30 protein-coding genes are annotated in these 24,856 nt (G+C 72.2%); 14 read left to right on the forward strand and 16 right to left on the reverse strand.

Translation table 11 applies throughout. The features are described 5' to 3' along the window. The first annotated feature begins 45 nt into the window (after positions 1 to 45). Positions 46 to 528, forward strand: coding sequence for an FBP domain-containing protein (locus ACIPJY_RS11290; protein WP_400464540.1), 483 nt, complete (start codon positions 46 to 48; stop codon positions 526 to 528). 28 nt (positions 529 to 556) lie between these two features. Here the strand turns inward: ACIPJY_RS11290 and ACIPJY_RS11295 are convergent, their stop codons facing one another. Next, positions 557 to 1,543: an aldo/keto reductase gene (locus tag ACIPJY_RS11295; RefSeq protein ID WP_400464538.1), complete on the reverse strand. Its 987-nt coding sequence runs from the start codon at positions 1,541 to 1,543 to the stop codon at positions 557 to 559. A 78-nt stretch (positions 1,544 to 1,621) separates the two neighbouring features. Between ACIPJY_RS11295 and ACIPJY_RS11300 the strand changes: the two genes are divergently transcribed. Continuing rightward, positions 1,622 to 3,202: an FAD-binding protein gene (locus tag ACIPJY_RS11300; RefSeq protein ID WP_400464535.1), complete on the forward strand. Its 1,581-nt coding sequence runs from the start codon at positions 1,622 to 1,624 to the stop codon at positions 3,200 to 3,202. Positions 3,203 to 3,392: 190 nt separating this feature from the next. On the opposite strand, the gene ACIPJY_RS11305 is transcribed toward ACIPJY_RS11300, so the two are convergent. Beyond that, positions 3,393 to 3,776: a hypothetical protein gene (locus ACIPJY_RS11305; RefSeq protein ID WP_400464532.1), complete on the reverse strand. Its 384-nt coding sequence runs from the start codon at positions 3,774 to 3,776 to the stop codon at positions 3,393 to 3,395. A 75-nt stretch (positions 3,777 to 3,851) separates the two neighbouring features. Between ACIPJY_RS11305 and ACIPJY_RS11310 the strand changes: the two genes are divergently transcribed. Beyond that, positions 3,852 to 4,433 carry a YdeI family protein gene (locus ACIPJY_RS11310; protein ID WP_400464529.1) on the forward strand — a complete coding sequence of 194 codons (582 nt, stop codon included), beginning with the start codon at positions 3,852 to 3,854 and terminating at the stop codon, positions 4,431 to 4,433. A 10-nt stretch (positions 4,434 to 4,443) separates the two neighbouring features. Here ACIPJY_RS11310 and ACIPJY_RS11315 read toward each other — a convergent pair whose 3' ends face one another. Then, positions 4,444 to 5,175 (reverse strand): SDR family oxidoreductase, encoded by a 732-nt coding sequence (locus tag ACIPJY_RS11315; protein ID WP_400464526.1) that lies wholly within the window; start codon positions 5,173 to 5,175, stop codon positions 4,444 to 4,446. A gap of 103 nt (positions 5,176 to 5,278) precedes the next feature. Between ACIPJY_RS11315 and ACIPJY_RS11320 the strand changes: the two genes are divergently transcribed. After that, positions 5,279 to 5,848: a TetR/AcrR family transcriptional regulator gene (locus tag ACIPJY_RS11320; RefSeq protein ID WP_400464523.1), complete on the forward strand. Its 570-nt coding sequence runs from the start codon at positions 5,279 to 5,281 to the stop codon at positions 5,846 to 5,848. 66 nt (positions 5,849 to 5,914) lie between these two features. Next, on the forward strand, positions 5,915 to 6,796 hold the full coding sequence (locus ACIPJY_RS11325) for an aldo/keto reductase (RefSeq protein ID WP_400464520.1): 882 nt from the start codon (positions 5,915 to 5,917) through the stop codon (positions 6,794 to 6,796). Between the two features lie 63 nt (positions 6,797 to 6,859). On the opposite strand, the gene ACIPJY_RS11330 is transcribed toward ACIPJY_RS11325, so the two are convergent. After that, complete coding sequence (locus ACIPJY_RS11330; protein WP_400464517.1) at positions 6,860 to 7,072, reverse strand: hypothetical protein; 213 nt, start codon at positions 7,070 to 7,072, stop codon at positions 6,860 to 6,862. Between the two features lie 83 nt (positions 7,073 to 7,155). Here ACIPJY_RS11330 and ACIPJY_RS11335 point away from each other — a divergent pair, with 83 nt between their 5' ends. Further along, the gene (locus tag ACIPJY_RS11335; RefSeq protein WP_400464514.1) at positions 7,156 to 7,701 is read left to right on the forward strand and encodes a TetR family transcriptional regulator; all 546 of its coding nucleotides are present in this window, start codon (positions 7,156 to 7,158) and stop codon (positions 7,699 to 7,701) included. 80 nt (positions 7,702 to 7,781) lie between these two features. On the opposite strand, the gene ACIPJY_RS11340 is transcribed toward ACIPJY_RS11335, so the two are convergent. Beyond that, on the reverse strand, positions 7,782 to 8,813 hold the full coding sequence (locus ACIPJY_RS11340; protein ID WP_400464511.1) for an SDR family NAD(P)-dependent oxidoreductase: 1,032 nt from the start codon (positions 8,811 to 8,813) through the stop codon (positions 7,782 to 7,784). A gap of 32 nt (positions 8,814 to 8,845) precedes the next feature. Beyond that, entirely contained in the window at positions 8,846 to 10,063 is a 1,218-nt protein-coding gene (locus ACIPJY_RS11345; protein WP_400464508.1) for an FAD-dependent monooxygenase, read from the reverse strand. A 32-nt stretch (positions 10,064 to 10,095) separates the two neighbouring features. Between ACIPJY_RS11345 and ACIPJY_RS11350 the strand changes: the two genes are divergently transcribed. Further along, the gene (locus ACIPJY_RS11350; RefSeq protein ID WP_400464506.1) at positions 10,096 to 11,082 is read left to right on the forward strand and encodes an aldo/keto reductase; all 987 of its coding nucleotides are present in this window, start codon (positions 10,096 to 10,098) and stop codon (positions 11,080 to 11,082) included. A gap of 4 nt (positions 11,083 to 11,086) precedes the next feature. Here ACIPJY_RS11350 and ACIPJY_RS11355 read toward each other — a convergent pair whose 3' ends face one another. Together ACIPJY_RS11355 and ACIPJY_RS11360 are read right to left on the reverse strand one after the other, a co-directional pair. Further along, positions 11,087 to 11,392 (reverse strand): EthD family reductase, encoded by a 306-nt coding sequence (locus tag ACIPJY_RS11355; RefSeq protein ID WP_400464503.1) that lies wholly within the window; start codon positions 11,390 to 11,392, stop codon positions 11,087 to 11,089. 38 nt (positions 11,393 to 11,430) lie between these two features. Beyond that, positions 11,431 to 11,916: a DUF4126 family protein gene (locus ACIPJY_RS11360; protein ID WP_400464500.1), complete on the reverse strand. Its 486-nt coding sequence runs from the start codon at positions 11,914 to 11,916 to the stop codon at positions 11,431 to 11,433. A 70-nt stretch (positions 11,917 to 11,986) separates the two neighbouring features. On the opposite strand from ACIPJY_RS11360, the gene ACIPJY_RS11365 reads away from it, so the two are divergent. After that, positions 11,987 to 12,517: a hypothetical protein gene (locus tag ACIPJY_RS11365; RefSeq protein WP_400464497.1), complete on the forward strand. Its 531-nt coding sequence runs from the start codon at positions 11,987 to 11,989 to the stop codon at positions 12,515 to 12,517. 173 nt (positions 12,518 to 12,690) lie between these two features. Further along, positions 12,691 to 13,416, forward strand: coding sequence for an alpha/beta fold hydrolase (locus tag ACIPJY_RS11370; protein WP_400464494.1), 726 nt, complete (start codon positions 12,691 to 12,693; stop codon positions 13,414 to 13,416). A 56-nt stretch (positions 13,417 to 13,472) separates the two neighbouring features. On the opposite strand, the gene ACIPJY_RS11375 is transcribed toward ACIPJY_RS11370, so the two are convergent. Next, positions 13,473 to 14,177 carry an SDR family oxidoreductase gene (locus tag ACIPJY_RS11375; protein WP_400464492.1) on the reverse strand — a complete coding sequence of 235 codons (705 nt, stop codon included), beginning with the start codon at positions 14,175 to 14,177 and terminating at the stop codon, positions 13,473 to 13,475. A gap of 78 nt (positions 14,178 to 14,255) precedes the next feature. Between ACIPJY_RS11375 and ACIPJY_RS11380 the strand changes: the two genes are divergently transcribed. Then, positions 14,256 to 14,639 (forward strand): MerR family transcriptional regulator, encoded by a 384-nt coding sequence (locus ACIPJY_RS11380; RefSeq protein ID WP_400464489.1) that lies wholly within the window; start codon positions 14,256 to 14,258, stop codon positions 14,637 to 14,639. Here the strand turns inward: ACIPJY_RS11380 and ACIPJY_RS11385 are convergent. The 5 genes from ACIPJY_RS11385 to ACIPJY_RS11405 all read right to left on the reverse strand — a co-directional run bounded on the left by ACIPJY_RS11385 (position 14,596) and on the right by ACIPJY_RS11405 (position 18,526). Continuing rightward, positions 14,596 to 15,222, reverse strand: a complete 627-nt coding sequence (locus ACIPJY_RS11385; RefSeq protein ID WP_400464486.1) for a hypothetical protein — start codon at positions 15,220 to 15,222, stop codon at positions 14,596 to 14,598. The two genes, ACIPJY_RS11380 and ACIPJY_RS11385, sit on opposite strands and share 44 nt — an antisense overlap. Then, positions 15,219 to 16,055 carry an endonuclease/exonuclease/phosphatase family protein gene (locus tag ACIPJY_RS11390; RefSeq protein WP_400464483.1) on the reverse strand — a complete coding sequence of 279 codons (837 nt, stop codon included), beginning with the start codon at positions 16,053 to 16,055 and terminating at the stop codon, positions 15,219 to 15,221. Before ACIPJY_RS11390 ends, ACIPJY_RS11385 begins: the two co-directional genes overlap by 4 nt. Continuing rightward, entirely contained in the window at positions 16,052 to 16,864 is an 813-nt protein-coding gene (locus tag ACIPJY_RS11395) for a glycosyltransferase family 2 protein (RefSeq protein WP_400464480.1), read from the reverse strand. The genes ACIPJY_RS11390 and ACIPJY_RS11395 overlap by 4 nt, the downstream gene beginning before the upstream one ends. A gap of 39 nt (positions 16,865 to 16,903) precedes the next feature. Then, positions 16,904 to 17,224 (reverse strand): hypothetical protein, encoded by a 321-nt coding sequence (locus ACIPJY_RS11400; RefSeq protein WP_400464477.1) that lies wholly within the window; start codon positions 17,222 to 17,224, stop codon positions 16,904 to 16,906. Positions 17,225 to 17,290: 66 nt separating this feature from the next. Beyond that, positions 17,291 to 18,526: an FAD-dependent monooxygenase gene (locus ACIPJY_RS11405; RefSeq protein WP_400464474.1), complete on the reverse strand. Its 1,236-nt coding sequence runs from the start codon at positions 18,524 to 18,526 to the stop codon at positions 17,291 to 17,293. 130 nt (positions 18,527 to 18,656) lie between these two features. On the opposite strand from ACIPJY_RS11405, the gene ACIPJY_RS11410 reads away from it, so the two are divergent. After that, positions 18,657 to 19,085 carry a MarR family winged helix-turn-helix transcriptional regulator gene (locus tag ACIPJY_RS11410; protein ID WP_400464471.1) on the forward strand — a complete coding sequence of 143 codons (429 nt, stop codon included), beginning with the start codon at positions 18,657 to 18,659 and terminating at the stop codon, positions 19,083 to 19,085. 527 nt (positions 19,086 to 19,612) lie between these two features. Here ACIPJY_RS11410 and ACIPJY_RS11415 read toward each other — a convergent pair. Further along, the gene (locus tag ACIPJY_RS11415; RefSeq protein ID WP_400464469.1) at positions 19,613 to 20,197 is read right to left on the reverse strand and encodes a TetR/AcrR family transcriptional regulator C-terminal ligand-binding domain-containing protein; all 585 of its coding nucleotides are present in this window, start codon (positions 20,195 to 20,197) and stop codon (positions 19,613 to 19,615) included. Between the two features lie 89 nt (positions 20,198 to 20,286). Between ACIPJY_RS11415 and ACIPJY_RS11420 the strand changes: the two genes are divergently transcribed. After that, positions 20,287 to 21,480 carry an MFS transporter gene (locus tag ACIPJY_RS11420; protein WP_400464466.1) on the forward strand — a complete coding sequence of 398 codons (1,194 nt, stop codon included), beginning with the start codon at positions 20,287 to 20,289 and terminating at the stop codon, positions 21,478 to 21,480. Between the two features lie 4 nt (positions 21,481 to 21,484). Here the strand turns inward: ACIPJY_RS11420 and ACIPJY_RS11425 are convergent, their stop codons facing one another. After that, positions 21,485 to 22,132, reverse strand: a complete 648-nt coding sequence (locus ACIPJY_RS11425) for a nucleotidyltransferase domain-containing protein (protein ID WP_400464463.1) — start codon at positions 22,130 to 22,132, stop codon at positions 21,485 to 21,487. A 147-nt stretch (positions 22,133 to 22,279) separates the two neighbouring features. On the opposite strand from ACIPJY_RS11425, the gene ACIPJY_RS11430 reads away from it, so the two are divergent. Together ACIPJY_RS11430 and ACIPJY_RS11435 are read left to right on the forward strand one after the other, a co-directional pair. Then, entirely contained in the window at positions 22,280 to 23,782 is a 1,503-nt protein-coding gene (locus ACIPJY_RS11430) for an MFS transporter (RefSeq protein ID WP_400464460.1), read from the forward strand. Next, positions 23,775 to 24,749, forward strand: a complete 975-nt coding sequence (locus ACIPJY_RS11435) for an alpha/beta hydrolase fold domain-containing protein (RefSeq protein WP_400464457.1) — start codon at positions 23,775 to 23,777, stop codon at positions 24,747 to 24,749. The genes ACIPJY_RS11430 and ACIPJY_RS11435 overlap by 8 nt, the downstream gene beginning before the upstream one ends. Positions 24,750 to 24,856 lie beyond the last annotated feature (107 nt).

The following is a 24,856-nucleotide window of genomic DNA, read 5'->3' on the forward strand; positions in this document are numbered from 1 at the left end:
GGCGCCGATCAGCGCCCCGGACGGCATCACAGAACGGCCCACACCATGCTGCCCATCAGCGAGACCACCATCCGCGCGTCCTTCGTCAACGCCTCCCGCAAGGAGACGAGCGACATCACCCTGCCCGCCGACCTCGACACCCTGTCCTGGGACGACCTGGACTACCTCGGCTGGCGCGACCCGAAGATCGGCCGACGCGCGTACGTCGTCGTGCCGACGCTCGAGGGCGACCTCGTCGGGATCCTGTTCCGCCAGGCCGAGGCCTCCCCGCGCTCCCGTGCCCAGTGCTCGTGGTGCCAGGACGTGAAGCTGCCGAACGACGTCGTGTTCTACAGCGCGAAGCGGTCCGGCAAGGCGGGGCGCAACGGCAACACGGTCGGGACGCTCGTCTGCCAGGACTTCGAGTGCTCGCGGAACGTCCGGAAGACGCCCCCGCTCGCCTACGAGGGCTTCGACGTCGAGGCGGCGCGCCTCCGGCGCATCGAGGACCTGCAGCTCCGCGCGGCGGGGTTCGCCGCGGAGGTCTAGACCCGACCCGTCCGTCGTCCGGTCGCGTCTACCGGCCGATGGTCGACATGTCGGGGTACCGGTCGCCGGTCGGCGCCGGCAGCGCCGAGAGGCGCTGCACCTGCTCGGCGGACAGCGTCAGGTCGGCTGCGCCGACGTTCTCCTCGAGACGGGTGACGCGCTTCGTCCCGGGGATCGGCACGATGTCGTCGCCCTGGGCGAGGAGCCAGGCGAGCGCGACCTGCGCCGGGGTGCCGCCGACCTCCTCCGCGACGAGCTTGACCTCGTCGACGATGCGCATGTTCGTGGCGAAGGCCTCGTCCTGGAACCGCGGGTTCGCCAGACGGAAGTCGTCGGCGTCGAGGTCCGAGGGCTTCGTGATCGCCCCGGTGAGGAACCCGCGGCCGAGCGGCGAGTACGGCACCAGACCGATGCCGAGCTCGCGGAGGGTGTCGAGCACCTCGCCCTCGGGGTCGCGCGTCCACAGCGAGTACTCGCTCTGCAGCGCCGTGATCGGGTGGACGGCGTGCGCCTTCCGGATGGTCGCGGCACTCGCCTCGGAGATCCCGATGTGCCGGATCTTCCCCTCCTGGACGAACTGGGCGAGCTGGCCGATGACGTCCTCGATGGGGACGTCCGGGTCGACGCGGTGCTGGTAGTACAGGTCGACGTGATCGGTGCCGAGGCGCTGGAGCGACCCCTCGAGCGCGATCCGCACGGATTCCGGCGACGAGCTGATGCCGCGCTGACTGCTCGGCGTGATCTCGTCGGCGGTGTGGGTGATCAGCCCGAACTTCGTCGCGATCACGACGTCGTCGCGGCGGTCGGCGAGGGCCCGGCGGAGGAGTTCCTCGTTCGTGTACGGCCCGTAGGCCTCGGCGGTGTCGAAGAGCGTGACGCCGAGGTCGATCGCGCGGTGGATGGTCCGGACGGACTCGTCGTCATCGGTTCCGGCGCCCGTGTAGAAGGCGCTCATCCCCATCGTGCCGAGGCCGATCGCGCCCACGTCGAGGTCACTGAGCTTGCGTGTCTGCATGCCTCCCGGTCTACTCGCGCGTGCTGACCGACCTCGGCAGCCGTCCGGAGCGGCTCCGGGACGGGGTAGACAGGTGCGGTGACGGAACCGCGCGAAGGCAACACCACACCCAGCACCTCCACCCGCAGCACGACCACGCGACGGGGACTCATCGCCGGTGGTGTCGGGCTCGGGCTCGCCGGGGTGCTCGCCGCGTGCTCCGGGCCGTCACCGGCACCGACGCGGTCGCCGTCCGCCGGCCCGACCCCGTCCCGGACGCCGGAGCCCACCCCGTCGGGCACGACCGGGCCGACGACCTGGTCGGCGCTCGCGGCCGCGACGTCGGGCACGCTGCTGCGCTCGGGGTCGCAGGGGTGGGACAGCGCTCGGGTGCTCCGGAACCCGCGGTACGACGATGCCGACCCGCAGGGCATCCTCCGGGTGGCGAACGCCGCCGACGTGGCGGCCGGCCTGGCGTTCGCGCGGAACACGCACACGCCCGTCGCACTCCGCTCCGGTGGCCACTCGTACACGGGCTGGTCGGCCGGCGGCGCGTCGGGCACGGACGTCCCGCGGTCGCTCGTGATCAGCACGGCCGGGCTCGACGGCATCGAGGTGTCCGGTGACTCGGTGACCGTCGGACCGGGTGCCGAGCTCGGCGACGTCTACGCCGCACTCGCGAAGGCCGGCCGGGCGATCGGTGCCGGTTCCTGCCCGACCGTCGGCATCGGCGGCCTGACGCTCGGCGGCGGTGTCGGCGTGCTCGTCCGGTCGTTCGGGCTGACGTGCGACCAGCTCACGGGGGCGACCGTCGTGACGGCCGACGGCGCGGTGCACCAGGTCTCGTCGACGACGGAGCCGGACCTGTTCTGGGCGTGCCGCGGCGGGGGCGGCGGAACCGTGGGCGTCGTGACGTCGATGACGTTCCGGACCCAGCCCGCGCCTCCCGTCCTGCTCGTCACCATCGTGTTCCCATGGTCGGCCGTTGCGCGGGTGGTGCGCGCCTGGCAGTCCTGGGCGCCGCAGGCGGACCCGAAGCTCTGGTCGACCCTGAAGCTCCTCGGCGGCTCCCGGCACAGCACGCCCACCGTGACGGTGACGGGCGTGTGGACCGGCGAAAAGTCGGGAGCAGACACCTCCGTCGACGGTTTCATCGCGGCGACCGGGGTCACGCCGACGACACATACCGCGACCGACATGAGCTACGGGACGGCGATGGCGCAGCTCGGTGGGAGCGGCCAGCGGGTGTCGCAGTCGGCCACGTCCTCGATCGGGACGCGGGCGCTGACCGACGCGCAGATCGACCTGCTGGTGCAGCACGCTGCGGCGGCGTCGCAGGTGTCCGGCCTGACCGAGGGCGGCGTCGCGCTCGATGCCCTCGGTGGCGTCGTGTCGGACGTCGGCCGGACGGACAGTGCGTTCCCGTGGCGGTCGGCGCTCTGCACCGTGCAGTACACGGCGGCGTTCCGGGACGGAGCCGACCCGGCGCCGTTCGACGCGTACGTGCGGGGCTTCCGCTCGGCCATGACGCCCGCGTGGGGGAGCGGGGCGTACGCGAACTACTGCGACGCGGCGATCACGGACCCGTCGGCGTACTTCGACGTGAACACGTCGCGGCTGCACCGCATCGCGGAGCAGGTCGACCCGGGCGGGGTGTTCGCGCAGCCGCACTGGGTGTGAGTGCCGCGGGGCGGCGGTCGCGCCGGCGGCGCGTTGCGCGGCGCGGGGGCGGTGCCGATCGGCTACGCACAACGGAAACCGGCTCGCACCACGGGTTCCCGTGGTGCGAGCCGGTTTTGGTTGTGCCGCGGTGCGCCGGTCGCGCGCGAGCGCGGGTGGCCGCGCGTGCGAGCACGCGCGGCCGCGCGCGTCAGCGGCGGAAGTACGCGTTCGACGCGGGGAGGAACATCAGGACGGTGGCGACGATCACGGCGATGAGGCCGATCGTGCCCACGATGCTGAACGCACTGACGACGCCGAGGACCTGCAGGATCGCCAGGACGAGCAGCACGATGCGCGCCCAGTTCCGGCCGTCGCGCATCCGGAAGACGATGAACAGCTGGACCAGTGCGATGACGATGCCGATGATCCCGCCGATGACGACCGCGGTGCCGCTCGCCATGCCCTCGACCTGCGAGCCCGCGGAGAACAGGCTCACGATGCCGCCGATGATCCCGATCAGGACCGTCAGGAGCCAGAGGACGAACGAGATGGTGACCGACGTCGGACGACCGGAAGCAGAAGTGCTGCTCATGATGAGAGTTCCCTTCGTGGCCCCTGTGGGCCGGTTCTGCCCGACGGTAGTCGTCCGCGTCCTACGATGTGCGCCATGGACATCGATCCGTTCGTCGTCGCCGACGCCGCCGCCTGGCGGGACTGGCTCGTCGCGCACGACGAGTCCGACGGCGTGTGGCTCGTCCTGGCGAAGAAGGGCACCACGGAACCGACGTCCGTGACGTACGCCCAGGCCCTCGACGAGGCGCTCTGCTCGGGGTGGATCGACGGGCAGAAGCGGTCGCTCGACGCGGCGACCTTCCTGCAGCGGTTCACGCCGCGACGGAAGGCGTCCCTTTGGTCGGAGCGGAACATCGGCCTCGTCGCAGCGCTCGTCGCGGACGGCCGGATGCGCCCGCGCGGACAGGCCGAGGTGGACCGCGCGAAGGCCGACGGCCGCTGGGACCGTGCCTACGCCGGCGCCGCCGGGGCGACCGTCCCCGAGGACCTGCGGGCAGCGCTCGACGCCGCTCCGGCAGCCGCAGCCCTGTTCGCCGAGCTCGATGCCACGAACCGGTACGCCGTGCTGCACCGGATCATGACGGCACCGAGTGCCACGGCCCGGACGAACCGGCTCACCAAGCTGGTCGGGATGCTCGAGCGGGGCGAGACCCCGTACCCGCGCCCGGCCCGGTAGCACCCCGACGTCAGGCCGAGATCGCCTGCATGGCCGCGGCGGTCACCGCGGCGAGGTCTTCGGCCGGCCGGCTCAGCAGTCCCTTGACCATGCGGGTGTCGTCGTCGGCGAGGACCTCGAACGCGCCGGTCACGGCACCGTCGTACGCCTGCGCCACGACGCTGGCAGGGCTGACCTTCGGCACGTCGAAGCGCGCTCCCATCGCGGTGTCGACCATCCCGACCAGGACGCCGGTCACCGTCGTCCCCTGCGCCGCGAGTTCGGTCCGCAGCCCGTTCGTCGCGGACAGCGCGGCCGCCTTGGACACCGCGTACACGGTCGGGAGGGGCGTCCACGCCGCCAGCGAGAGCACGCTCAGCACCGCGCCGCCACCGTTCCGGGCGAGCACGGGAGCAAAGGCCCCGGACACCCGGATCGTCCCGATCACGTTCGTCTCGAAGACGGACCGGAGCAGATCGTCGTCCGCCGCCGCGATGGAGCTGTCGGCGGCCGGGGCGATCGCCGCGTTGTTGACGAGCAGGTCGACGTCGGACGCGGTGGCGGCCGCGGCGACGATCGAGTCCGCGTCGGTCAGGTCGAGGACGAGCGGCACGATCCGGTCGTCGTCCCACTGCCGGGGGGAACGGGCCGTCGCGTACACCTTCGCGGCACCGCGCGCGAGCGCCTGCCGCACGAACTCCTCGCCGAGCCCTCCGTTCGCTCCGGTCACGAGGACGATCCGGCCGTCGAGTCCCTCTGTCATGGTCACTCCTGTAGGTTGTACGAGAAAACGGGGATGCTCCCCGTATCAGTATGTGGGGAAAGTCCCCACTTATGTCAAGCAACCCGACGGGATCCGAGACGCCGTGGACCAGACGACCGTGAAGCCGATGCGCGCCGATGCCCGTCGCAACCGCGACGCGATCGTCGCTGCGGCGCGGCAGGTCTTCGAGCGAGAGGGGATCTTCGCGTCGCTCGACGGCATCGCCACCGCGGCCGGGGTCGGCAACGCGACGCTGTACCGGAACTTCCCGACGCGCGACGACCTGCTGGCGGCCGTCATGGCGGAGAACTTCGACGCCACACTCCGCGATGCCCAGGACCTCGACGACCTGCCCGCCGACGATGCACTCGCGGAGTGGATGTTCCGCGTGACGTGGCAGCTCCGCATCTGGCAGAACCTGCCGACCTGCATCGCGACCGCGATCGGGGACGACGAGTCACCCGTCAACACCGTGAGCGAGGGCCTCACCCGTCGGACCGCGGAGTTCCTCGATCGTGCCCGGACCGCGGGTTCGGCGACGGACGCGGCGAGCGCCGAGGACGTCTTCGAGCTGCTCACCACGCTGTCGTGGGGCGTCGACCGGTTCGGGGACGACCAGGACCGGGCACGGGCACGGGTCCGCCTCGCCACCGCCGGCCTGTTCCGCGACTGATCCGGCGTGCGTGCAGGGGGACACCGCCGCTGAGGACGATCCGCACCGACGGCGTAGACCGGGATGATGACCACAGGCACTGACACCACCACCCGTCCCGCCGACGCCTCCGGCACGTTCCGCATCGGCGGCGACCTCGAGGTCAACCGTCTCGGCTACGGGACGATGCAGCTCACCGGTCCCGGCGTGTGGGGACCGCCGAAGGACCACGACGAGGCGATCCGCGTCCTCAAGCGCGCGGTCGAGCTCGGCGTCGATTTCTTCGACACCGCCGACAGCTACGGGCCCTACGTCGCCGAGGACCTGCTCCACGAGGCGCTGCACCCCTACGGCGACGACATCGTGATCGCGACGAAGGCCGGACTGACGCGCACCGGACCGAACGAGTGGCCCCCGGTCGGCCGCCCGGAGTACCTCCGCCAGGAAGCGGAGATGAGCCTGCGCCGCCTCGGCCTCGAGCGCATCGACCTGTTCCAGCTGCACCGCATCGACCCGAAGGTCCCGCTCGAGGACCAGGTCGGCGAGCTGAAGAAGCTCCAGGACGAGGGCAAGATCCGGCACATCGGCCTGTCCGAGGTGTCCGTCGACGACGTGAAGGCGGCGCAGGAGATCGCCACGATCGTGTCCGTGCAGAACCTCTACAACCTGCAGAAGCGCGACGCCGAGGAGCTTCTCGACTGGTCCACCGAGCAGGGCATCGCGTTCATCCCGTGGTTCCCGCTCGCGACCGGCGGCCTGACGGGGAAGGACTCGCCCCTGACCGAGCTCGCGGAGCAGCACGACGCGACCCCGGCGCAGCTCGCGCTCGCGTGGCTGCTCAAGCGGTCGCCGGTCGTGCTGCCGATCCCCGGGACGTCGAGCGTCGCGCACCTGGAGGACAACCTGGCCGGGGCGAACGTCACGCTCACGGACGAGGAGTTCGAGGAGCTCTCGCGGCTCGGGAGCTGAGCAAGCGCCAGCGGCGGCGGCGACGGGCAAGCGCGTCAGCGGGGGCAGCGACGGGCCAGCGCGTCAGCGGCGGCGCCGGAACAGGTCGGCGACCGCCCACGGTCCCGGCGCCAGCCGCACGGCCGCCTCGGCCCGGACGCGCTCCTCGCGTCCGCGGTCCCTGGTGAGCTCGTGGATCTCGGTGCTCACCGCCCACCACGTGGCGATGCGCTGCCCGAGCGACAGGCGCGGGCGCACGAGGTCGGGCGTCTCGATGGTGCTCGTCTGGTCGTCCATCCCGCCACCGTAGGAGCCCGCGCCGCCGTGAGGGAGGCACCGTCGGTACACCGCCCAGCGGGACCCCCGACTACGATTCGAGCGTGACGGACGAGCCTCGGACCAAGCGCGCGGCGATCCTGGCGTCCGCCGGGCGGCTGTTCGTGGCGAACGGGTACGGCGGCACCTCGCTCCGTGACATCGGCCGTGACGCCGGTGCCGACGCTGCGCTCGTCATCCACCACTTCGGCTCGAAGGACGGCCTGTTCGTGGCCGCGATGGCCGGCCGGCTGCCGCACTTCCCGCTCACCGAGGGCACGGTCGAGTCGATCGGCGAACGGTTCATCGGGTACCTGCTCGACGCCGCGCCCGAGGTCCGCTCGACCTTCCTCGCGCTGATCCACGCCAGCGACTCGGACGAGGTCGGCTCCGAACTGCGACGGCAGCACGTCCGCTCGGTCGTCGCGCCGCTCCGGGAGCGGATGAGCGGCCCGGACGCCGAGCTGCGTGCGTCGCTCGCGGCCGCGACGGTCGGCGGCCTGCTCTACGCGCTGTGGGTGGTCGGCGACGAGACCCTGCTCGCCGCCGACCGCTCGGACCTGGTCACGCGGTACGGCCGGGTGGTCCAGGACCTCGTCACACCGGCGTGACCGCAGGGGTCACCGGACGGACCGCCCCCCGCGTGACCGCAGGGGTCACCGGACGGACCGCCCCCGCGTGAGCCCGGGTGTCACTGGACGGACCAACCACCGTCCGACGCGAGCACCGCGCCGTTGATGTTGACCCCGTCGTCGCTCAGCAGGAACGTGATCGACGCCGCGAGCTGCTCGGCGGTCGCCAGCGAGGGGATCGCCGCCTGGAACGGCCCGAGCCGCGCCGACCCGGCCTCGGAGACGTGCGCCGGCATCGGGATCCCGGTGGCCACCCCGCCCGGTGCCACGGCGTTGACGCGGATGCCCTGCGGCCCGTACATGAACGCGGCGCTCTTGGTGAGCCCGACCACGCCGTGCTTGGACACCGTGTAGGCGTTGCCCGACGCGTTGCCGCGGAGCCCGGCCTCGGACGCGACGTTCACGATCGAACCGCGACCGGCCGCGAGCATCACGGGCAGCACCGCGCGGGAGAGCTTGAACGCCCCGGTGAGGTTCACCCCGATCACCCGGTCCCACATCGCGTCGCTGGTCTCGTGCAGGGGCGAGAAGTCGTCGTTGATCCCGGCGACGTTGGCGAGGGCGTCGATCCGACCGCCCGCAGCGGCCACGACCGCGTCGACGTCGTCCTGCTGGGTGATGTCGCCGGTGACCGTGACGACCTCGCCGGCACCCGGGGCCGGAGCGACCGACGCGGCCAGCGCGGCCAACCGCTCGGCAGACACGTCCACGGCGACGACCCTGCCGCCCTCCCGGACGATGCGTGACGCCGTCGCACGCCCGATCCCGGACGCGGCCCCCGTCACGACCACGGTCCGGCCGGCGAACCGTCCGGCCGTCACCTGCTCCCGCCACGCGCCGTCGTCGTCGGACGGCTCCGGGATCTCGCCGCCGTTCGCGGCGCGGACCAGGTCGTCGACCGCGGACTGCGGCATCTGCCCGTTCGACATCGCGACCATCTGCTGCAGGGGGAGCGCCCGCACCGGCGCGAGCATCTCCTCCCCGACACCGGCCTGCGCGAGCAGGCCGCGGATCAGGTCACCGCCGACGGGATGGGCGAGCCACGTCCCGATGGTGGATCCGGCGGTGAGGGTGGTGTCGTCGTCGCTCATGCCGGTCATTCAACACTGTTGAACCGGGATGTTCAACGGTGGTGAGGAACGAGTTCCGGCAACGGCCGGTCGGCGTCCGCGATCCGGATCAACCGGGCCATCAGCGGCGCGACGGGCCTCGACGTGAGCACGTGGTGCGCCGCGCGCTGCAGCTGGAGACCGAACGCCGTCTGCGGGTACGCGAACGTCGTCACACCCTTCGGCATCGTCTGGATCCGGTCGACCAGCGGGCGCATCCAGCCCTCGTAACCAGCGAGTCCGGTTTCGATCTCCCCCGTGGAGAGCGACGCCGCGAGCACGTACCCGCCGGTCAGCGCCAGGGAGCTGCCACCACCGCCCATGGGGGTCACGCACCAAGCGGCATCCCCGAGCAGCACCGCGCGTCCGTCGTGCCAGCGCGGCGCGACGATCTGCGTGAGGTCGTCGACGTACACGTCGTCCGACGCGTCGAAGCCGTCCAGCACCCTGGGGGTCTGCCACCCGGCATCCGCGTACCGGTCCCGCAGCGAGCGCAGCGAGCCCGTCGAGCCCGTCGAGCCCGACGGGTCGTCGTCCGGCCCGCTCGTGTAGGCGAACATCGCCCGGGTCGTCCCGTGGTTGTCCGGTCGCAGGTGCACCTGCCGCCCGCCGACGGCGTTGTACCAGCTCCACCGGTCGTCGTCCGAGTCGATCCGCGGGATGGTGCCGAAGACCATCGTGACACCGACGCGCCGCTGCTCGGCCTCGTCGCCGAACACCAGGTCGCGGGTGCTCGAGCGGACGCCTTCGGCGACGACGAGCAGGTCGGCGGAGAACTCGTCCCCCGACGCGGTCCGCACCGTGACGGGTCCGGCAGCGGGCGTCGTACCGGCGACCCCGGTGATCGTCTGCCCGTACTCGATCTGCACCGACGCGGGGAGTGCGTCCCGGATCACGCGGGCGAAGTCCCCGCGGAGGACCTCGAGCTCCGCGGTCGCTTCCTCACCGCCCTCGTCGTCGGGCAGCCGCACGATGGTGTCCCCGCGCTCGTCCACGATCACCGTGCCGGTCTCGGTCGTGTTCGCGGCCCGGACCGCATCGGTCAGCCCCATCCGGTCGAGGACCTCGCGCGCGACGCCGCGGACGTCGACGTTCTGGCCGCCCTCACGGAACACCGGGGAGCGCTCGAGGACCGTCACGTCCCATCCGGTGCGGTCCAGCCAGTACGCGGCGGACAGTCCGGCGATGCTCGCGCCGGAGATCAGGACGCGTCGGTTCTCGGAAGCGGTCATGGCCCCAGCGAACACCGACTACCGTCATCGGCATGCAGCGTCGCACCCTCGGCCGTACCGGCCGGCAGTCCTCCGTCATCGGTCTCGGCACCTGGCAGTTCGGTGGTGACTGGGGTCCCGTCGCCGACGCGGACGCCTTCGCCGTGATGGACGCCTCGGCCGAGGCCGGCGTCACCCTCTTCGACACCGCCGACGTGTACGGCGACGGCCGCAGCGAGACCCTGATCGGTCGCTGGCTCCGCGCGAACCCGGACGCCGGCGTCACGGTCCCCACGAAGGCGGGCCGGCGCGCCGAGCAGGTCCCCGAGAACTACGTCGCCGCGAACCTCCGCGCCTGGGTGGACCGGTCACGGACGAACCTGCAGCAGGACACGCTCGACCTCCTGCAGCTGCACTGCCCGCCCACGGCGGTCATCGAGGACGACGGCGTCTACGACGCCCTGGACGCGCTCGTCGACGACGGATCGATCGCCGCCTACGGCGTCAGCGTCGAGACCGCGGACCAGGCCCTCACAGCGATCGCCCGGCCGGGGGTCGCGAGCGTCCAGATCATCCTGAACGCGTTCCGGTTGAAGCCGCTGGACGCAGTCCTCCCCGCCGCCCTGGAGGCCGGGGTCGCCGTCCTGGCGCGCGTCCCGCTGGCATCGGGGTTGCTCTCCGGCAAGTACACGACCGACACCGAGTTCGCCCCGCAGGACCACCGGTCCTACAACCGGAACGGCGAGGCGTTCGACCAGGGAGAGACCTTCAGCGGGGTGCCCTTCGAGGACGGCGTCCGTGCCGCCCAGGAGTTCGCGGCGTCCCTGCCCGACGGCGTCTCGGTCCCGCAGGCGGCTCTCGCCTGGGTCGTCGCCCAGGACGGCGTCACCGCGGCGATCCCGGGAGCCCGGAACGCCGAGCAGGCGCGCTCGAACGCGGCGGCCGGTTCGCTCGGACTCGATGCCCTGCCGGGGCTCGACGCCACCGTGCACGACCTCTACGACCGCTGGTTCCGCGCCACCGTGCACCCGCGGTGGTGACGGGTCACTCCTCGACGTCGGTGAAGAGCCCGGTCACCTTCCCGCCCGCCGCCCCGATGAACGCGGGGAAGAACGCCGCACCCTCGGCGGAGGACGTCGCCGCCGAGGCCTCGTCGTAGCCGGCGAAGTACAGGTCCAGGGAACGGTGCGCCGGACGCGCGGTGCCGTCCTCCTTCGGCCAGACCTTCCCGGACTCCAGTCGCTGGAGCGCAGGGAGGGCCCTGGCCAGGTCGAGCAGCCCGGGCAGCTGGGCGTCGAACGCCTCGGTGTCGTCGAGGTCGTCCACGATGAGTTCGATCTTGGTCGTCATGCCTCATCACACACCCGATCCGCGCCGAGGGCACGGGGTCAGCGCGAGGTGAGCACCTTCGTCGTGCCCGCGATCACCGCGGCGTCCTCGGCGAGCGCCACGAGCGGGTCGCGCAGCCCGGTGGTCTTGCCGACGGCCTTGCGGGCGAGGAAGCCGGCGTAGCTGCCGACGATCGCCCCGACGGCGCCGAGCACGGCACCCTCGACGCGGCGGTCGCGCTTGCCGGTCGTGCCGATCGCGAGTCCGACGAACGCACCGGAGGCAGCGCGCCCGATCAGGCCCGCGGCGGCGACGCGGCTCGGCGTCATCGGAAGCTTGTCGCCGATGAGCTCGCCGACCGCTCCGGCGACCAGCAGCCCGCGCCCGAGCGGGGTGCGGAAGGCCGGCCAGTCCTGCCAGGCGCCGGAGAGCTCCTTGCGGTCGCGGTTCAGGGCCAGCAGTGCGAGCGGGGTCGCGCTCCGACCGCCGCTCAGGATCCCGAGGAGCAGTGCCTTCGTCCCGGTGTGCTTCGTGTTCTTCGCCATGGTCCCGACGCTACCCACGCGCGCCTGGGATGCCCGGTGGCTCCGAGCGGACTGGTGTAGTCATGGTCCCGTGGGAGTGATCGACGAAGCGGGTCGGCTGCGGCTGCTCGGGAACGCGGTGGCCGGTGCGGCCTTCGCCGTCGTGCTCACCATGCTCGTGCTGTCCTCGTGGACCGCAGCGACGACGAGCGTGCTGGTGTCCGTCGGCGTCCCGGCCGCGGTGCTCGGTGCGGCGATCGGTGTCTCCGTGCTGCTGCGCTCGTGGCGCATCGAGGGCGGCTACGAACAGGCCAGCGCCGTCCAGCGGTGGATCAGCGACGGCCGGGTGCCGTCCGACGTCCCCGTGCAGGTGTGGGTGCCGTTGCTCGTGGCTCAGGCCGAGCGGCAGCGCGCCGGCTGGGGCAAGATCGTGCTCGCCGTGTTCTGGACCGCGATGACCTGGTCGATGCGCGACCAGCACGGCACGCTCATCACGGTGCTGCTCTCCGGGCTCTGGGTCGGACTCGCGCTCTGGGCCGCCGTGGTCGTCATCCCGCGCGCCCGTGCAGCCGCCGCGATCCTCCGCCGCGAGACCGCGATCGCCGAGCCGACCGCCGACTGATCCGGGGCTGTCGTCCGAGCGGCACCCGGAGTAGCCTCCGATCGTTCGATGATCCCTCATGACCGCGCGGTCGCCACGTGACGCCGGCCTCTCCCGTGTCCCGTCGCCCGAGGGGACACGTCCTGCCGCCCCGCGGCGGCGCGCCCTCCGGGGCGGAACGTGAGGAAACACGCATGCCGAAACCGACCATCGTCCTCGTCCACGGCGCCTGGGCCGACGGGTCCAGCTGGGACCTCGTCACGGCGTCACTGCAGGAACAGGGCTACACGGTCCTGGTCCCGCCGAACCTGCTGCACGGTGTCGCGAGTGACGCCGAGTACATCTCGTCCTTCGTCGCACAGCGCACGAGCGGACCGGTCGTCGTGGTGGGGCACTCCTACGGCGGCTTCGTGATCACGAACGCGACCTTCGGCGACGACGTGAAGGCGCTCGTCTACGTCGACGCGTTCATCCCGGACGAGGGCGAGTTCGTCTTCCAGCTCCTCGGCGGCTCCGGATCGGCGCTCGACGTGCCGGACCCGACGACGGTCCTGGACCTCATCGGGTACCCGACCGCGCCGGAGGGCGACCTCGAGGCCTTCCTCAAGCCGGAGACCGTGCACACGGCCTTCGCGCAGGACCTGCCCGAGCCGGACCGGCTGCTGATCGCGGCCCGGCAGCGCCCGATCACGCTCAGCGCCAACACCGCGCCGTCCGGTCCGCCGTCGTGGCGTGACCGCCCGAGCTGGGCGGTCGTCGGCACCGAGGACCTGGTGATCCCGCCTGCGGTGCTCCGCTCGATGGCGGAACGTGCGGGGGCGACCGTCACCGAGGTCGCCGCCTCGCACGTCTCGATGGTGTCGCACCCCGAGGTCGCCCTCGCGGCGATCCTCGCCGCCGCGGCGGTCGCGGAGCGGTGACCAGACGTCGGACGGGAGGCTCGGTGCCGGCCGGCGACGAGCCTCCCGTCCGGCGGTCAGGCGGGCATCTGCGCGTAGAGCGCAGCGGGGTCGCCCGCCAGGGACGCCTTCACCATCGCGCTCCAGTCGTCGACGACGACCTCGATCGCCCCGCGCTCGACCCCGTCGAGCGCCGCCTTGGCGGCCTCGGCCGGGTCGATCATCGGTCCCTCGTAGCCCGCCATGATGTCGGTGTCCGCCGCCCCGAGGTGCACGCCCTGGACCAGGACGCCCTTCGGTGCGAGTTCGAGCCGGACGGCGTTGGTCATGTTCCACTCCGCTGCCTTGGCGGCAGCGTAACCACCTGAGCCCGGGTAGGCGAACCACGAGAGCGCGGACAGGACGTTGACGATCGCGCCGCCGCCGTTGCGCTCCAGCACCGGCGCGAACGCCCGGACCATGTCCAGGTTGCCCCAGAAGTGCGTGTCCATCTCACGACGGACGTTGTCGAGGTCGTCGGTCAGCAGCGACGACTGCGTGGCGATCCCGGCGTTGTTCACGAGCAGGGTCACGTCGCTCGCGCGCTCCGCGGCCGCGGTGACGGAGGCGTGGTCGGTGATGTCGAGGGGCAGCACCTCGACGCCCTCGATGTCGACGAGCTCGGGCCGGCGTGCCGTCGCGTAGACCTTGGCGGCCCCGCGCTCGAGCAGCTGTGTGACGAAGCGGCGTCCGATGCCGCGGTTCGATCCGGTGACGAGTGCGACCGATCCGGCGATGTCCATGGGTTCCTCCCGTCGTCCGGGCGTCTCCCGGAGCGACGGAGGTACGCTAAGACCTCACATGGATGTCAGGGGCAAGTCGTGATCGACGAACGGATGCGCATCGGGGACCTCGCTGCGCGAGCAGGTGTGAGCGTGCGATCGCTCCGGTACTACGAGGAACAGGGGCTGCTCGCCGCCGACCGCACCCCGTCCGGGCAGCGCACCTACGACGAGGCCGCGGTCGACCGGGTGCGCCTCGTGCAGCAGCTCTACGCCGCCGGGCTCCCGAGCCGGACGATCGCGATGCTGATGCCGTGCGTCGACTCCGGGGTCGCCACCCCGGAGAGCTCCGCGCTCCTCACCCGCGAGCGCGACCGGATCACGGCGCAGCTCGTCGAACTCGAGGCCGTCCGAGACCGCCTCGACGAGGTCATCGCGATCACCGAGCACCCGACCCCGGAGCACTGCCCAGCACTGCGGTGACCCGGCGGTCCGTCGCACTCCACCGGACCAGGAACCCGGACGCGACCGCGCCGGCGGTGTCCGCTGCCAGGTCGCCGATCGTGTCGTCGTACCCGACGTAGATCGACGAGTCGAGGTGGGTGTGCCCGAACCACTCGCACATCTCCCACACGCCGCCGATCGCCAGGCCGGCGGTGCCGGCCAGGATCACCAGCGCGACGAGCGGCATCCGGCCGAGGTCGGGCAGGACCCCCGCGTCGGCGCCGATGACCACCACCAGGATGCTCAGCGCGCCGATGAGCAGGAAGTGGATGAGCTTGTCCCAGCCGAACACCGTCGTGTACCACTCCAGGACGCTGCTCCAGCCGGCGACGAGCGCGAGCAGGCACAGCACGATGTCGAATCCCGGCCGGAGTCCGAGCACGCGGGGGACGACGACGCCGAGCAGGGCCAGCGCCATCACGGCGAACGCCACCGCGCCCCAACCGATCGCGGCGATCGGGATGCTGACGAGCGTCAGGACCCGGAGGGCGTCGGCGACGTACTCGGCGCCGTGCGGACGGCGCAGGAAGGTCGGACCTGCGGTGGTGGCGATCCCGGTCACGGGGCCTCCCATCGGATGACGGCGTGCACGGGCAGGTGGTCGGAGGGCCAGACACCGGCCGGGCGTCGCACGGAGACGGCGACCCGGTCGACGGTGACGCCGTCGTGGCGGACCAGGATCCGGTCGAGCCGCTCGCCGTCCGGCCGCGGCGTCCGGTAGGCCGCGTAGGTCCCGAGCGTCGGCGGTCGGTCCGCCGGCGGGACGAGGTCCCAGGTGTCCAGGAGCCCCGCGGCCGTCAGGACCCGCGCCGAGGCCGAACCCGCGCCGGCGTTCCAGTCGGCCATCGCCACCGCGGGCAGTCCGGCGTCGTGGACGACCTCGCCGAGCAGCCGGGCGGACCGGACCTGCGCGAGCGGCGAGAACGGGTCGACGTGGGTGGCGACGGCGAGGAATCCGACCCCGGTGACCCGGTCCTCGAGTTCGGCCAGGACCGCGATGCGCGGGAAGAGCGCACCCCAGTCCCGGGTGCCGACGCGGTCGCGGTGCCGCGCGAGTGCGATCGTGCTGGTCTCCCCGACCCGCAGCCGGTCCTCGTCGACGAGGAACCCCACCCCCTCGCCACCGCCGGAGCGTCCGCGACCTGCGACCACGGCTCGCCACCGTGACCCCATGGCGGTCCGGAGGTGCTGCACCTGCTCGGGCACGGCCTCCTGGACGGCCAGCAGGTGGGGGGATTCGGACCGGACCAGCGCGGCGACGGCGGGTGCCCGCCGGGGCCACGCGTCCGGGTGGCCGCGGCGCAGGTGCGGTACCGGACGGCGGACGTTGAGGGTCATGCAGTGCAGCGCCGGTGCCGAGACGGGACCGATCGCGGGGACGTCCCCGCGGGTCACCGCGGCACCGTCGTCGGCTCCGGCCGATCGGACGGGGCTCGCGCGGCGCTCCGACGGACCGCCGGGACCGGACGGGTGCCGACGAGCGCCCGTCGCATGATCCGGCCGGGGGAGAAGGCCCGCATGCCGGAGCGCCACATCGTGCGACCCGCCTTCCGGGTCCGGACGACCAGGCCCCACGGGTCCTGCACCGGCGTCCCGGAGACCGACGCGACCAGGCGCGTGTCGAACACCGTCCGCCACGTCGGGTCGAACTGGATCGAGAGGTCGACGTCGTCGTGCACCATCGCGTCCTCGCGGTGCACGCGGTGCCGGATCGCGAGCCACGCACTCCGGCGCATGAGCATGTTCGAGCCGAAGAGCGGCGGCCTCCCGAGCGCCCCGGTCATCAGGAAGAAGTACGCGCGCATGTAGGCGACGTCCCAGAAGAGGCCCGCGACCGGGCCGAGTCCGCGGAACCGGCCGGGGCCGGTGACCGCGGTGACCAGGGGGTCCTCGAACCAGCTCGACGCCCGCGCCAGCCAGTCCGGGGGCAGCTCGGTGTCGGAGTCCACACGGGCGATCACCGTGCTCGTCGCTCGGTCGTACCCGAGACCCGACGCCGCTCCGATGCCCCGTCGTGGTTCGTGCAGCACCGTGGCGCCCGCCGCCATGGCGACCTCGGCGCTGCCGTCCGAGCTGCCGTTGTCGACCACGATGACCTCGTCCGGTTGTCGCGTCTGCGCGGCGAGGGACGCCAGGCACGCCGCGAGCTGTTCGGCGTCGTCGAGCACCGGGATGACGACGGACACGGTCGGCGGGGACTGCATGGCTCCACCCAACCAAGACGGGGCTGAGCACCCGGCCGTCTACGCGCCCGTCAGGTCCGCACGCGTGTCGGCGTGGATGGGTTCGCTGTGCCCGAAGGTCCGCGCCGCCGCCCGCAGGCGCGCGACGAACTCGGTGTGGTCGGGCTCGAGTTCATCGTCGTCGGCGTCCTCGACGACGACCTCGCTGGCGGGTCCGATCAGGATCTTCGTCGTCGTCATCGTGCCGTCCGCGGCGACCGCGGGTACGGCCACCGTGTCCGCGCGGTCACCGCCGGCCAGCGCTGCCGCGTACTCGATGACGGCGTCGGCGGCGTCGTCGCTGGTGAGGATCGACGCGCCGTCGTACAGGATGTGCTTCACCGGTGGGCTCCTTCCGCCGTGCAGGCGATGCTCCACCCAGTGAAACGGGTGCCCGTCACGGTGCGTTCAGGTACCCGACCGCTCCTGCAGGTGGGCGTAGTCGGGCAGGTCGATCGCGTCGGCCGGCGGCGTGAAGAGCCGTTCTCCGAGCCGACCGACCAGCGGGGTGGCACCGATCCGCACGACCGCGCCGAACGCGGCGATGCCCAGCCGCGACCGCGGGTTCGCGACCCGAGGGGTCCCCGGCGGCAGCTGCTGCGCCTGGTCGACGTACGGGCGCATGATCCGCTCGTACCCCCGGAAGGCGTCCCGGTGGTCGACGTGCGCGGCGAGTTCGCCGGCGAGGACGTAGGCGCCCGTGAGCGAGAGGCTCGTGCCCATGCCGCTGACCGGCGAGGCGCAGTAGGCGGCGTCGCCCACCAGCGCCACCCGCCCGTCCCACCAGCGGGGCGCACGGACCTGGCCGATCGACTCGGCGTACAGGTCGTCCGCGTCGTCGAACCCGGCGAGCACGCGACGGGCCTCCCACCCGGCGTCGGCGAACGCCTCGTGCAGGTGCCGACGCTGCGCGACGAGGTCGCGGCGCTCGGAGCCGGCGCGTTCCCGCTTCCGGTCCGTCAGGATCGACATCGTCGCGCGGATCGTGCCGTGCGCGTCCGGGCGCAGCGTGATCGAGCGGCCTCCGGGGGCGTTGTACCAGCGCCACCAGTCGTCGTCCGCGTCCGTCCGGGGGATCGTGCCGAACGTCGTCTCCAGGCCGAGCGACCGGATCTCGGGCTCGTCGCCGAAGACGAGACGACGGGTGCTCGACCCGATGCCGTCCGCGGCGACCACGAGGTCGAAGCGCTCGTCGGGGGCGTGCTCGAAGTGCACGAGGACCGTTCCGTCCCCGTCCTGCTCGAGGCCGGTGATCCGGTCGCCGTAGCGGTACTCGGTGTCCGACGCCGTGCGGTCCACCAGCAGCCGCGCGAGGTCACCGCGGAGGATCTCGAGCTCGGCGGTCGCCCCGCCGGAGTCGGTCGTCCCCGCGGGGAACTCGGCGATCGTGGCACCGCGCGGCCCGATGAACCGGGTCCCGACCTCACCCGTGGTGGCCGCACGGATGTCGTCCTCGATGCCCATCCGACGTGCGACCTCGCGCCCGGCTCCGCGGACGTCGACGTTCTGCCCGCCGGTCCGGAGCGCCGGGGCGCGCTCGACGATCACCGTCTCGTAGCCGGAGCGGTGGAGCCAGAACGCCAGGGCGGGTCCGGCGATGCTCGCGCCGGAGACGAGGACGCGGCCGCGGGAGGTGCTGTGCATGTTGCCTCACATCTTGATTATCAACGAGATTGGCAATGTACACGGTTAGTATGGACGGGTGTCCACGCGCCCCGAGATCGATCGCGACGACCGACGCGATCGGGAGTCCGCGCGTCGCGACGGACGTCCGATGCCCGAGGACGACATCCGCGCGCGGGTGCAGCAGGTCGCCGTGCGGCAGCAGCGGTTCGAGCGACACCTGGCCCGGGCGCTCGACGTGGACGCGATGGGACTCGAGGCGATGGACCACCTCATCACCAGCGGACCCGCCACCCCGACCGAGCTCGCCCGCCGCCTGGAGATCTCGACGGCGGCGATGACCCTCGTGCTCAACCGGCTCGAGGCGGCCGGACACGTGCGGCGGGACCGGCACCCGAGCGACGGGCGGAAGCTCGTGGTGACGGCTGCGTCGAGTTCCGCCGATCAGGCGTACGAGCTCGTGCTGCCGATGATCGAGGGGATCGAGGAGCTCGTCGAAGGGATGGACGCGGCGGAACGGGCGACGGTGCAGACGTTCCTGGACCGGTTGATCCGGATCTACGACGACGCGACGGACTAGGGCTGGCCCCGGCTCAGGGAACGCCGTGGGTGACCGTGATCCGGGCCTCCCGCGGGTTGACCAGCGTCTTCGAGACGGAGAGGGGCCGGTGCCCAGCGGGCGGCAGCACGAAGCCGCTACTGCTGTTGTACATTCTGCATCTGTACGGCAATCTGGCAGCTACGGCAACGGGCCAGCTGACCGCCGTGATGTGGTGCAACAACCAGTAACCGGCCGGAGATCTCTCATGCGGACCTTGTCGATCGTGCTCCTCGCTGTCGGAGCGGCGTGCGGGGGTGCAGCCGTCGCCCTCGCCTCGGTCGGGCTGACCCTCTTCGTCCCCGGCAGTCCCGCCGTCCACCAACTGAATGCCGCGGCGCTGTCCCTCGCACTGGCGGGTGCTCTTGCAGGGATCCTCTCGGCTCCGGTGCGGCGCCGAGCGGAGAACCGAGGGAGTGGGAGTGAGTGAGCTCGCCGACCAGCCCTCGTGCACGGAGTCGGCCGGTGGGCGGCAGTCAAGACCGCCCGCGCGCCACCCAGGCGGAGGGTCAGCGCTCCGTCGCCGCAGGACCCCGGGCGACCATCCGGAGGACGTCACGGACCAGGCGGCGCGGGCGCTCTTCGTCGACCGCCAGGGCGAAGGCCACCCGGTAGTAGAGCGGGGCGATGACGTGATCGAGGACCTGCTCGGCCGTCGGCACGACCTCACCCCTACCCTCGGCACGACGGAGGAGCACTGACGCCTGCTCGAAGCGGGTGTCGGTCACCTCGCAGTGCGCGACGACGTCCTGGCGGGCGGCCACCATCGCCCGCAGATACCGCGCGCGCTCCGGTCGGGTGATGTCGCGCGTGATGATCGTCGCCCACTCGATCAGGTCACCGACGAGCGTGCCGGTGTCGGGGAGCGCGTCGCCGTCGCGGGTGAGGGCGGCGACGGCGACCTCTTCGAGGAGGTCACCGACGTCGGTCCACCGTCGGTAGAGCGTCGTCGGGTTGACACCGGCGCGCTCCGCGATGACGGGGAAGGTGATGCGCTCCGCACCTTCGCCCACGAGCGCGCCCACCGCCGAGTAGACGGCGGTCAGCACGCGACTGCTCCGCCCGCCGGGCCTGGTCGTGGCTGTTGCGGACATGATCCAACTATCGCAAACTTCTTTGCTTTTCGTAACCACCCGGGCTACCGTCGCTAACGCCAAACTCGTTGCTTTTGATGGAGGTACCCATGGCGTTCCCCCGCCAGGTCGCGTTCGCCGTCGCCGGGGCCACCGGTGCTGCGACCCTGACGGCCGCTTCCGCGCCGTCTCCGCTGTACCCCGTGTACCAGCACTTGTTCGGCTTCTCGGCGTTCACGCTGACAGTCGTCTTCGCGGTCTACGTCGGTGCGCTCCTCGTCGCCCTGCTGACGGTGGGGTCGCTCTCGGACCGGATCGGACGTCGGCCGGTGTCGTCCGGCGCGATGGTGCTGCTCGCCCTCGGCATGCTGCTGTTCGTGGTCGCCGGGGGAACCGGGGGGCTCGTCGTCGCCCGGGTCGTCCAGGGGTTCGCGGTCGGCGCGGCCACCGGTACGGTCACGGCGATGATCCTCGACGCCGCCCCGGACCCGCGGCGTGGATCGATCGTCAGCAGTGCTGTCCCGTCGCTCGGGATCACGATCGGTGCGGTCCTGGCAGGTGCCCTCGTCGAGTTCGCGCCGTTCCCGCGCCAGCTCGTGTTCTGGGTCCTCGCCGCCGCGTACCTGGTGCTCGCCGCGGCCGTCTGGTGGATCCCGGAGCGTTCCCGACCGGCAGCGGCCGACCGTGGCCCGGTCTGGCGTTCACTCCTGCCGAGCGCCGCCCTGCCGCCGGCCGTCCGCCCGGCGTTCCTCGCACTGGTGCCGTCGATCATCGCGACGTGGGCGTTGTCCGGCTTGTCGCTGTCGTTGGGGTCGTCGGTCATCGGCACGCTGCTCGAGGTGCACAGTCACTTCGTGGTCGGCCTGGTGCTCGGGGCCTTCTTCGTCGCGGGCACGATCGGCGGCGCGGTCTCGACGTTCCTGCCGTCGCAGAGCCGCCAGTGGTTCGGGTACGGCACGCTCGCCGTCGGGGTGGTGGTCATGCTCGTGGCCGTCCTCACCACTGCGCTGCCGCTCTACGTCGTCGGCTCCGCGATCGCCGGGCTGGGGTTCGGCAGCACGTTCCAGTTCGCGGTCACCGCGCTCGGGGCCACGGCTCCGCCGGACCAGCGCGGTCAGGTGTTCGCGACGATGTACATCGTCAGCTACGCGGCCTTCAGCGTGCCCGCCCTCGTGGCCGGCCTCGCGGCAGGGGCCGTCGGGCTCGAACCCACCGTGCTCGCGTACGGAGTGTTCGTGGTCGTCCTGGTGCTGGCCGCGGTGATCGCGGCCCTGCGGTCTCGGAGCGCCGTGCGGACGCGGTGACGGCTCAGCGTACCCCGAGGGCGCGGATCCACGGGTGCGCCGGATGCGCTCGCTCCAACGCAGTGCGCAGCCATGCCGCAGCCTCCTCGCCGAGGAGCGGCAGGCACGCGTCGAAGTCCTGTTGGTCCTGCGGGCGCAGGCCTGGTGCCTTGTGGAGGAGTTGGACCTCGGGGCGCAGGTACCGGATCCCGTCGCGCTCCCAGAAGAGCTCGGCGACGGGCAGGGTGACGCTCCCGTCGCGCTTGTACGCCCACGCATCGGAGTCGATGTCCATCAGGAGCACGTCGTACTCCCACGGGTCCGCACCGCTGCGGCGGAGCCAGAGGTTGCCGCAGGTGTCGGGGAGCGTGTCGGCATCGTCCACCATCGGCCGCAGGGTTCCGCGATCCGCCGCCCAGACGTCGATCCTGCCGGCGAGGTGGGCGCGGAGCAGCGGCACGTCGGAGCGGGGGATGCTCGGGTCGATGTCGCCGTGGCGTCGACCCCGGCCCGTGAAGGCCTCGATCGCCCACCCTCCGGCGATCCACCAGGTGCCGGGGTAGCCAGCGAGGAGCGCTGCGACGTCCGCAGGCGTGCGGGGGAGCCATGGTCCGTAGAGCCGGACGAGGGCATCGTGCGGCTGCTCGCGCGCGGCGGCCGGTTCGTCGGACATCGACCCATCATCGCCGGTGACCGCTCGCGCCGCCGTGCGAGGTGGGTTAGAGTTCGTCGCAGAGGGAAAAATCCCGCTTGCTCCGGCAGGCGGAAGCGCGTACACGTCTCACGGGAGTCGTCACTTCTTCATCGAAGGAGTGCCCCCGTGTCCGTACGAACCGCATCACCGACGCTGCCCCCGGCGTCCCCGCCACGCCTGCGTGACGCATGGGTGGCGCTGGCCGGCCTCTCCGCCGTGTTCCTGTTCGAGATGCTCGACAACTCGGTCCTCAACGTCGCGCTCCCGACCATCGGCCGCGAGCTCGACGCCTCCACGACGGCGCTGCAGTGGGTGTCCGGCGCCTACTCCGTCGCCTTCGGCGGGCTCATGCTGCTGTTCGGCGCCGTCGCCGACCGCTTCGGCCGCCGCCGCACGATGCTCGTCGGCCTGACACTGCTCGCGATCGTCAGCGTCGCGACCGTGTTCGTGAGCACGCCGGAGCAGCTCATCGTCGTCCGCGCCCTCATGGGCCTCGCCGCCGCGATGACCACACCAGGATCGATGGCGTTGGCCTTCCGGCTGTTCTCGAGCGACGACCTGCGGGTCCGCGCACTCACCGTCATCTCGACCGCCGGCCTGGTCGGACTCGCGGTGGGACCGACGGTCGGTGGCTTCGTCCTGGCGGTGGCACCGTGGCAGGTGCTCCTCGTCGCGAACGCGCCGATCGCCGCGATCGCGTTCGTCGGCATCCGCGTCGGGATCGCAGCGGACCAGCCCGGCGACCTCCACCGCAACCCGGTCGACGTCGTCGGAGCCGCCCTCGGGACGGCGACGATCGTCGGTGTCCTCGTCGCCCCGACGCTGTTCGTGAGCGGTGTCGGCGGGTGGACGCCGTGGGGCGTCACGATCGCGACCGTCTTCGCGGCCGCCGGGTTCGTCGTCCGCGAGCGCACGGCCCGTCACCCGCTGCTCGATCTCCGTCTCGTGGCGCAGCCGCTGGTCGCGAGCGGTCTCGCCTACAAGGCCGCAGCGGGTCTCGCGATGGCCGGGCTGTCCTACATGGTCACGCTGCAGCTGCAGTTCGCCTGGGGCTGGCCGCCGGCCCTGGCCGCGGTGGGCACGCTGCCGCAGGTCGTGGTGCTCCTGGCCAGCGGGCGCTTCGTCGGCCCGTTCGTCCGACGGGTCGGCCTCGACCGTGCCGCGTGGGTCAGTGCTGCTGCGGTCGTCGCGGGTCTCGCCGTGTTCGCCGCCGGAGCCCGCTTCGGCTACCCGTTCGTCGTCGTCGCGCTGGTGCTCGTCGCGGCGGGCATGCGCGTCGTCGGCGTCGTGGCGGGCAACAACGTCCTCACGGGCCTGCCCGAGGACCGCACCTCCATCGGCGCTGCGCTCGTCGACACCGCGAGCGAGATCGCGACGGCGGTCGGCGTCGCTGCCACCGGCACCATCCTCGCGGCCCTCGTCAGCGGCAGCATCGCCACGACCCCGTGGACGCCGGCTCGGACCAGTGCCTTCGAGGGCGCGATCTCGGTCGCCGGTGTCACCGTGACCGCGGTCGCCGCGCTCCTGGTCGGCTTCGGCATCGTCCGCGCACGCCGCACGTCCACCCCCGCTTCCACCACCGCTTCCACCACCGCACCCACCACCGTCCAGGAGCCCACCGATGTCTGACGCCCTCGTCCGCCCGCCGTTCGACCCCGAACTCGCCACGTTCCTCACCGCGCTCGAGGCTCGCGGTCCCTTCACCCTCACCGCGGAGATGCTGCCCCACATGCGGCAGCTCGACGTGCCGGAGGACGTCCTCGACGAGCGCCTCCGGTCCCGTGGGTACCAGCGGCGGAGCGTCACCGTGCCCGGCCACCTCGGCGACCCGATCGACCTCGCGATCATCGAGCGCATCGAGCGCACCGGCACGACCACGGCCGTCTACACGATCCACGGCGGCGGGATGATGTTCGGTCACCACCTCGGGAACCTCGACGGGTACGACGACTGGCTGCTCGACCACGACGTCGTCCTCGTCAGCGTCGACTACCGCCTGGCGCCCGAGTACCCCGATCCGTACCCGGTCGAGGACTGCTACGCGGGTCTCGTCTGGGTGGCCGAGCACGCCGACGAGCTCGACATCGACCCGGCCCGGATCGTCATCGCGGGACAGAGCGCCGGCGGCGGGCTCGCAGCGGGTACCGCGCTCCTCGCACGCGACCGGAGGGGTCCGGAGCTGATGGCGCAGATCCTCGTGTCGCCCATGCTCGACGATCGCGACGACACCGTGTCGACCCGGCAGATCGACGGCGTCGGCGTCTCGGACCGGCAGATGACCCGCTTCGGGTGGGACGCGTACCTCGGGTCGCGCCGCGGCACCGGCGACGTCTCCGAGTACGCGGCACCCGCGCGCGCCGCGGACCTGTCCGGACTGCCGCGGACCTACATCGACTGCGGGAGCGCCGAGGTCTTCCGCGACGAGGACGTCACCTTCGCCAGCCGACTCTGGGCTGCGGGTGTCGACGCGGAACTCCACGTGTGGCCGGGCGCCTTCCACGGTTTCACCAGCATGATGCCCGACGCCGTGCTCTCCAGGACCGCGACCGCGGCACTCGCGGACTGGACCCGGCGGCTGCTCGGCGCACAGGAGTGACCGCGACAGCGCGACAGCGCGCCGGAGTGACGGACACGAACGGGGAAGGGTCGCCCTGTCAGGACATCCCTCACGACCGCACCGGCTCCTAGCGTGGGAGCCGGTGC

It is taken from the genome of Curtobacterium sp. NPDC090223 (assembly GCF_044746585.1).
Lineage (GTDB): Bacteria > Actinomycetota > Actinomycetes > Actinomycetales > Microbacteriaceae > Curtobacterium.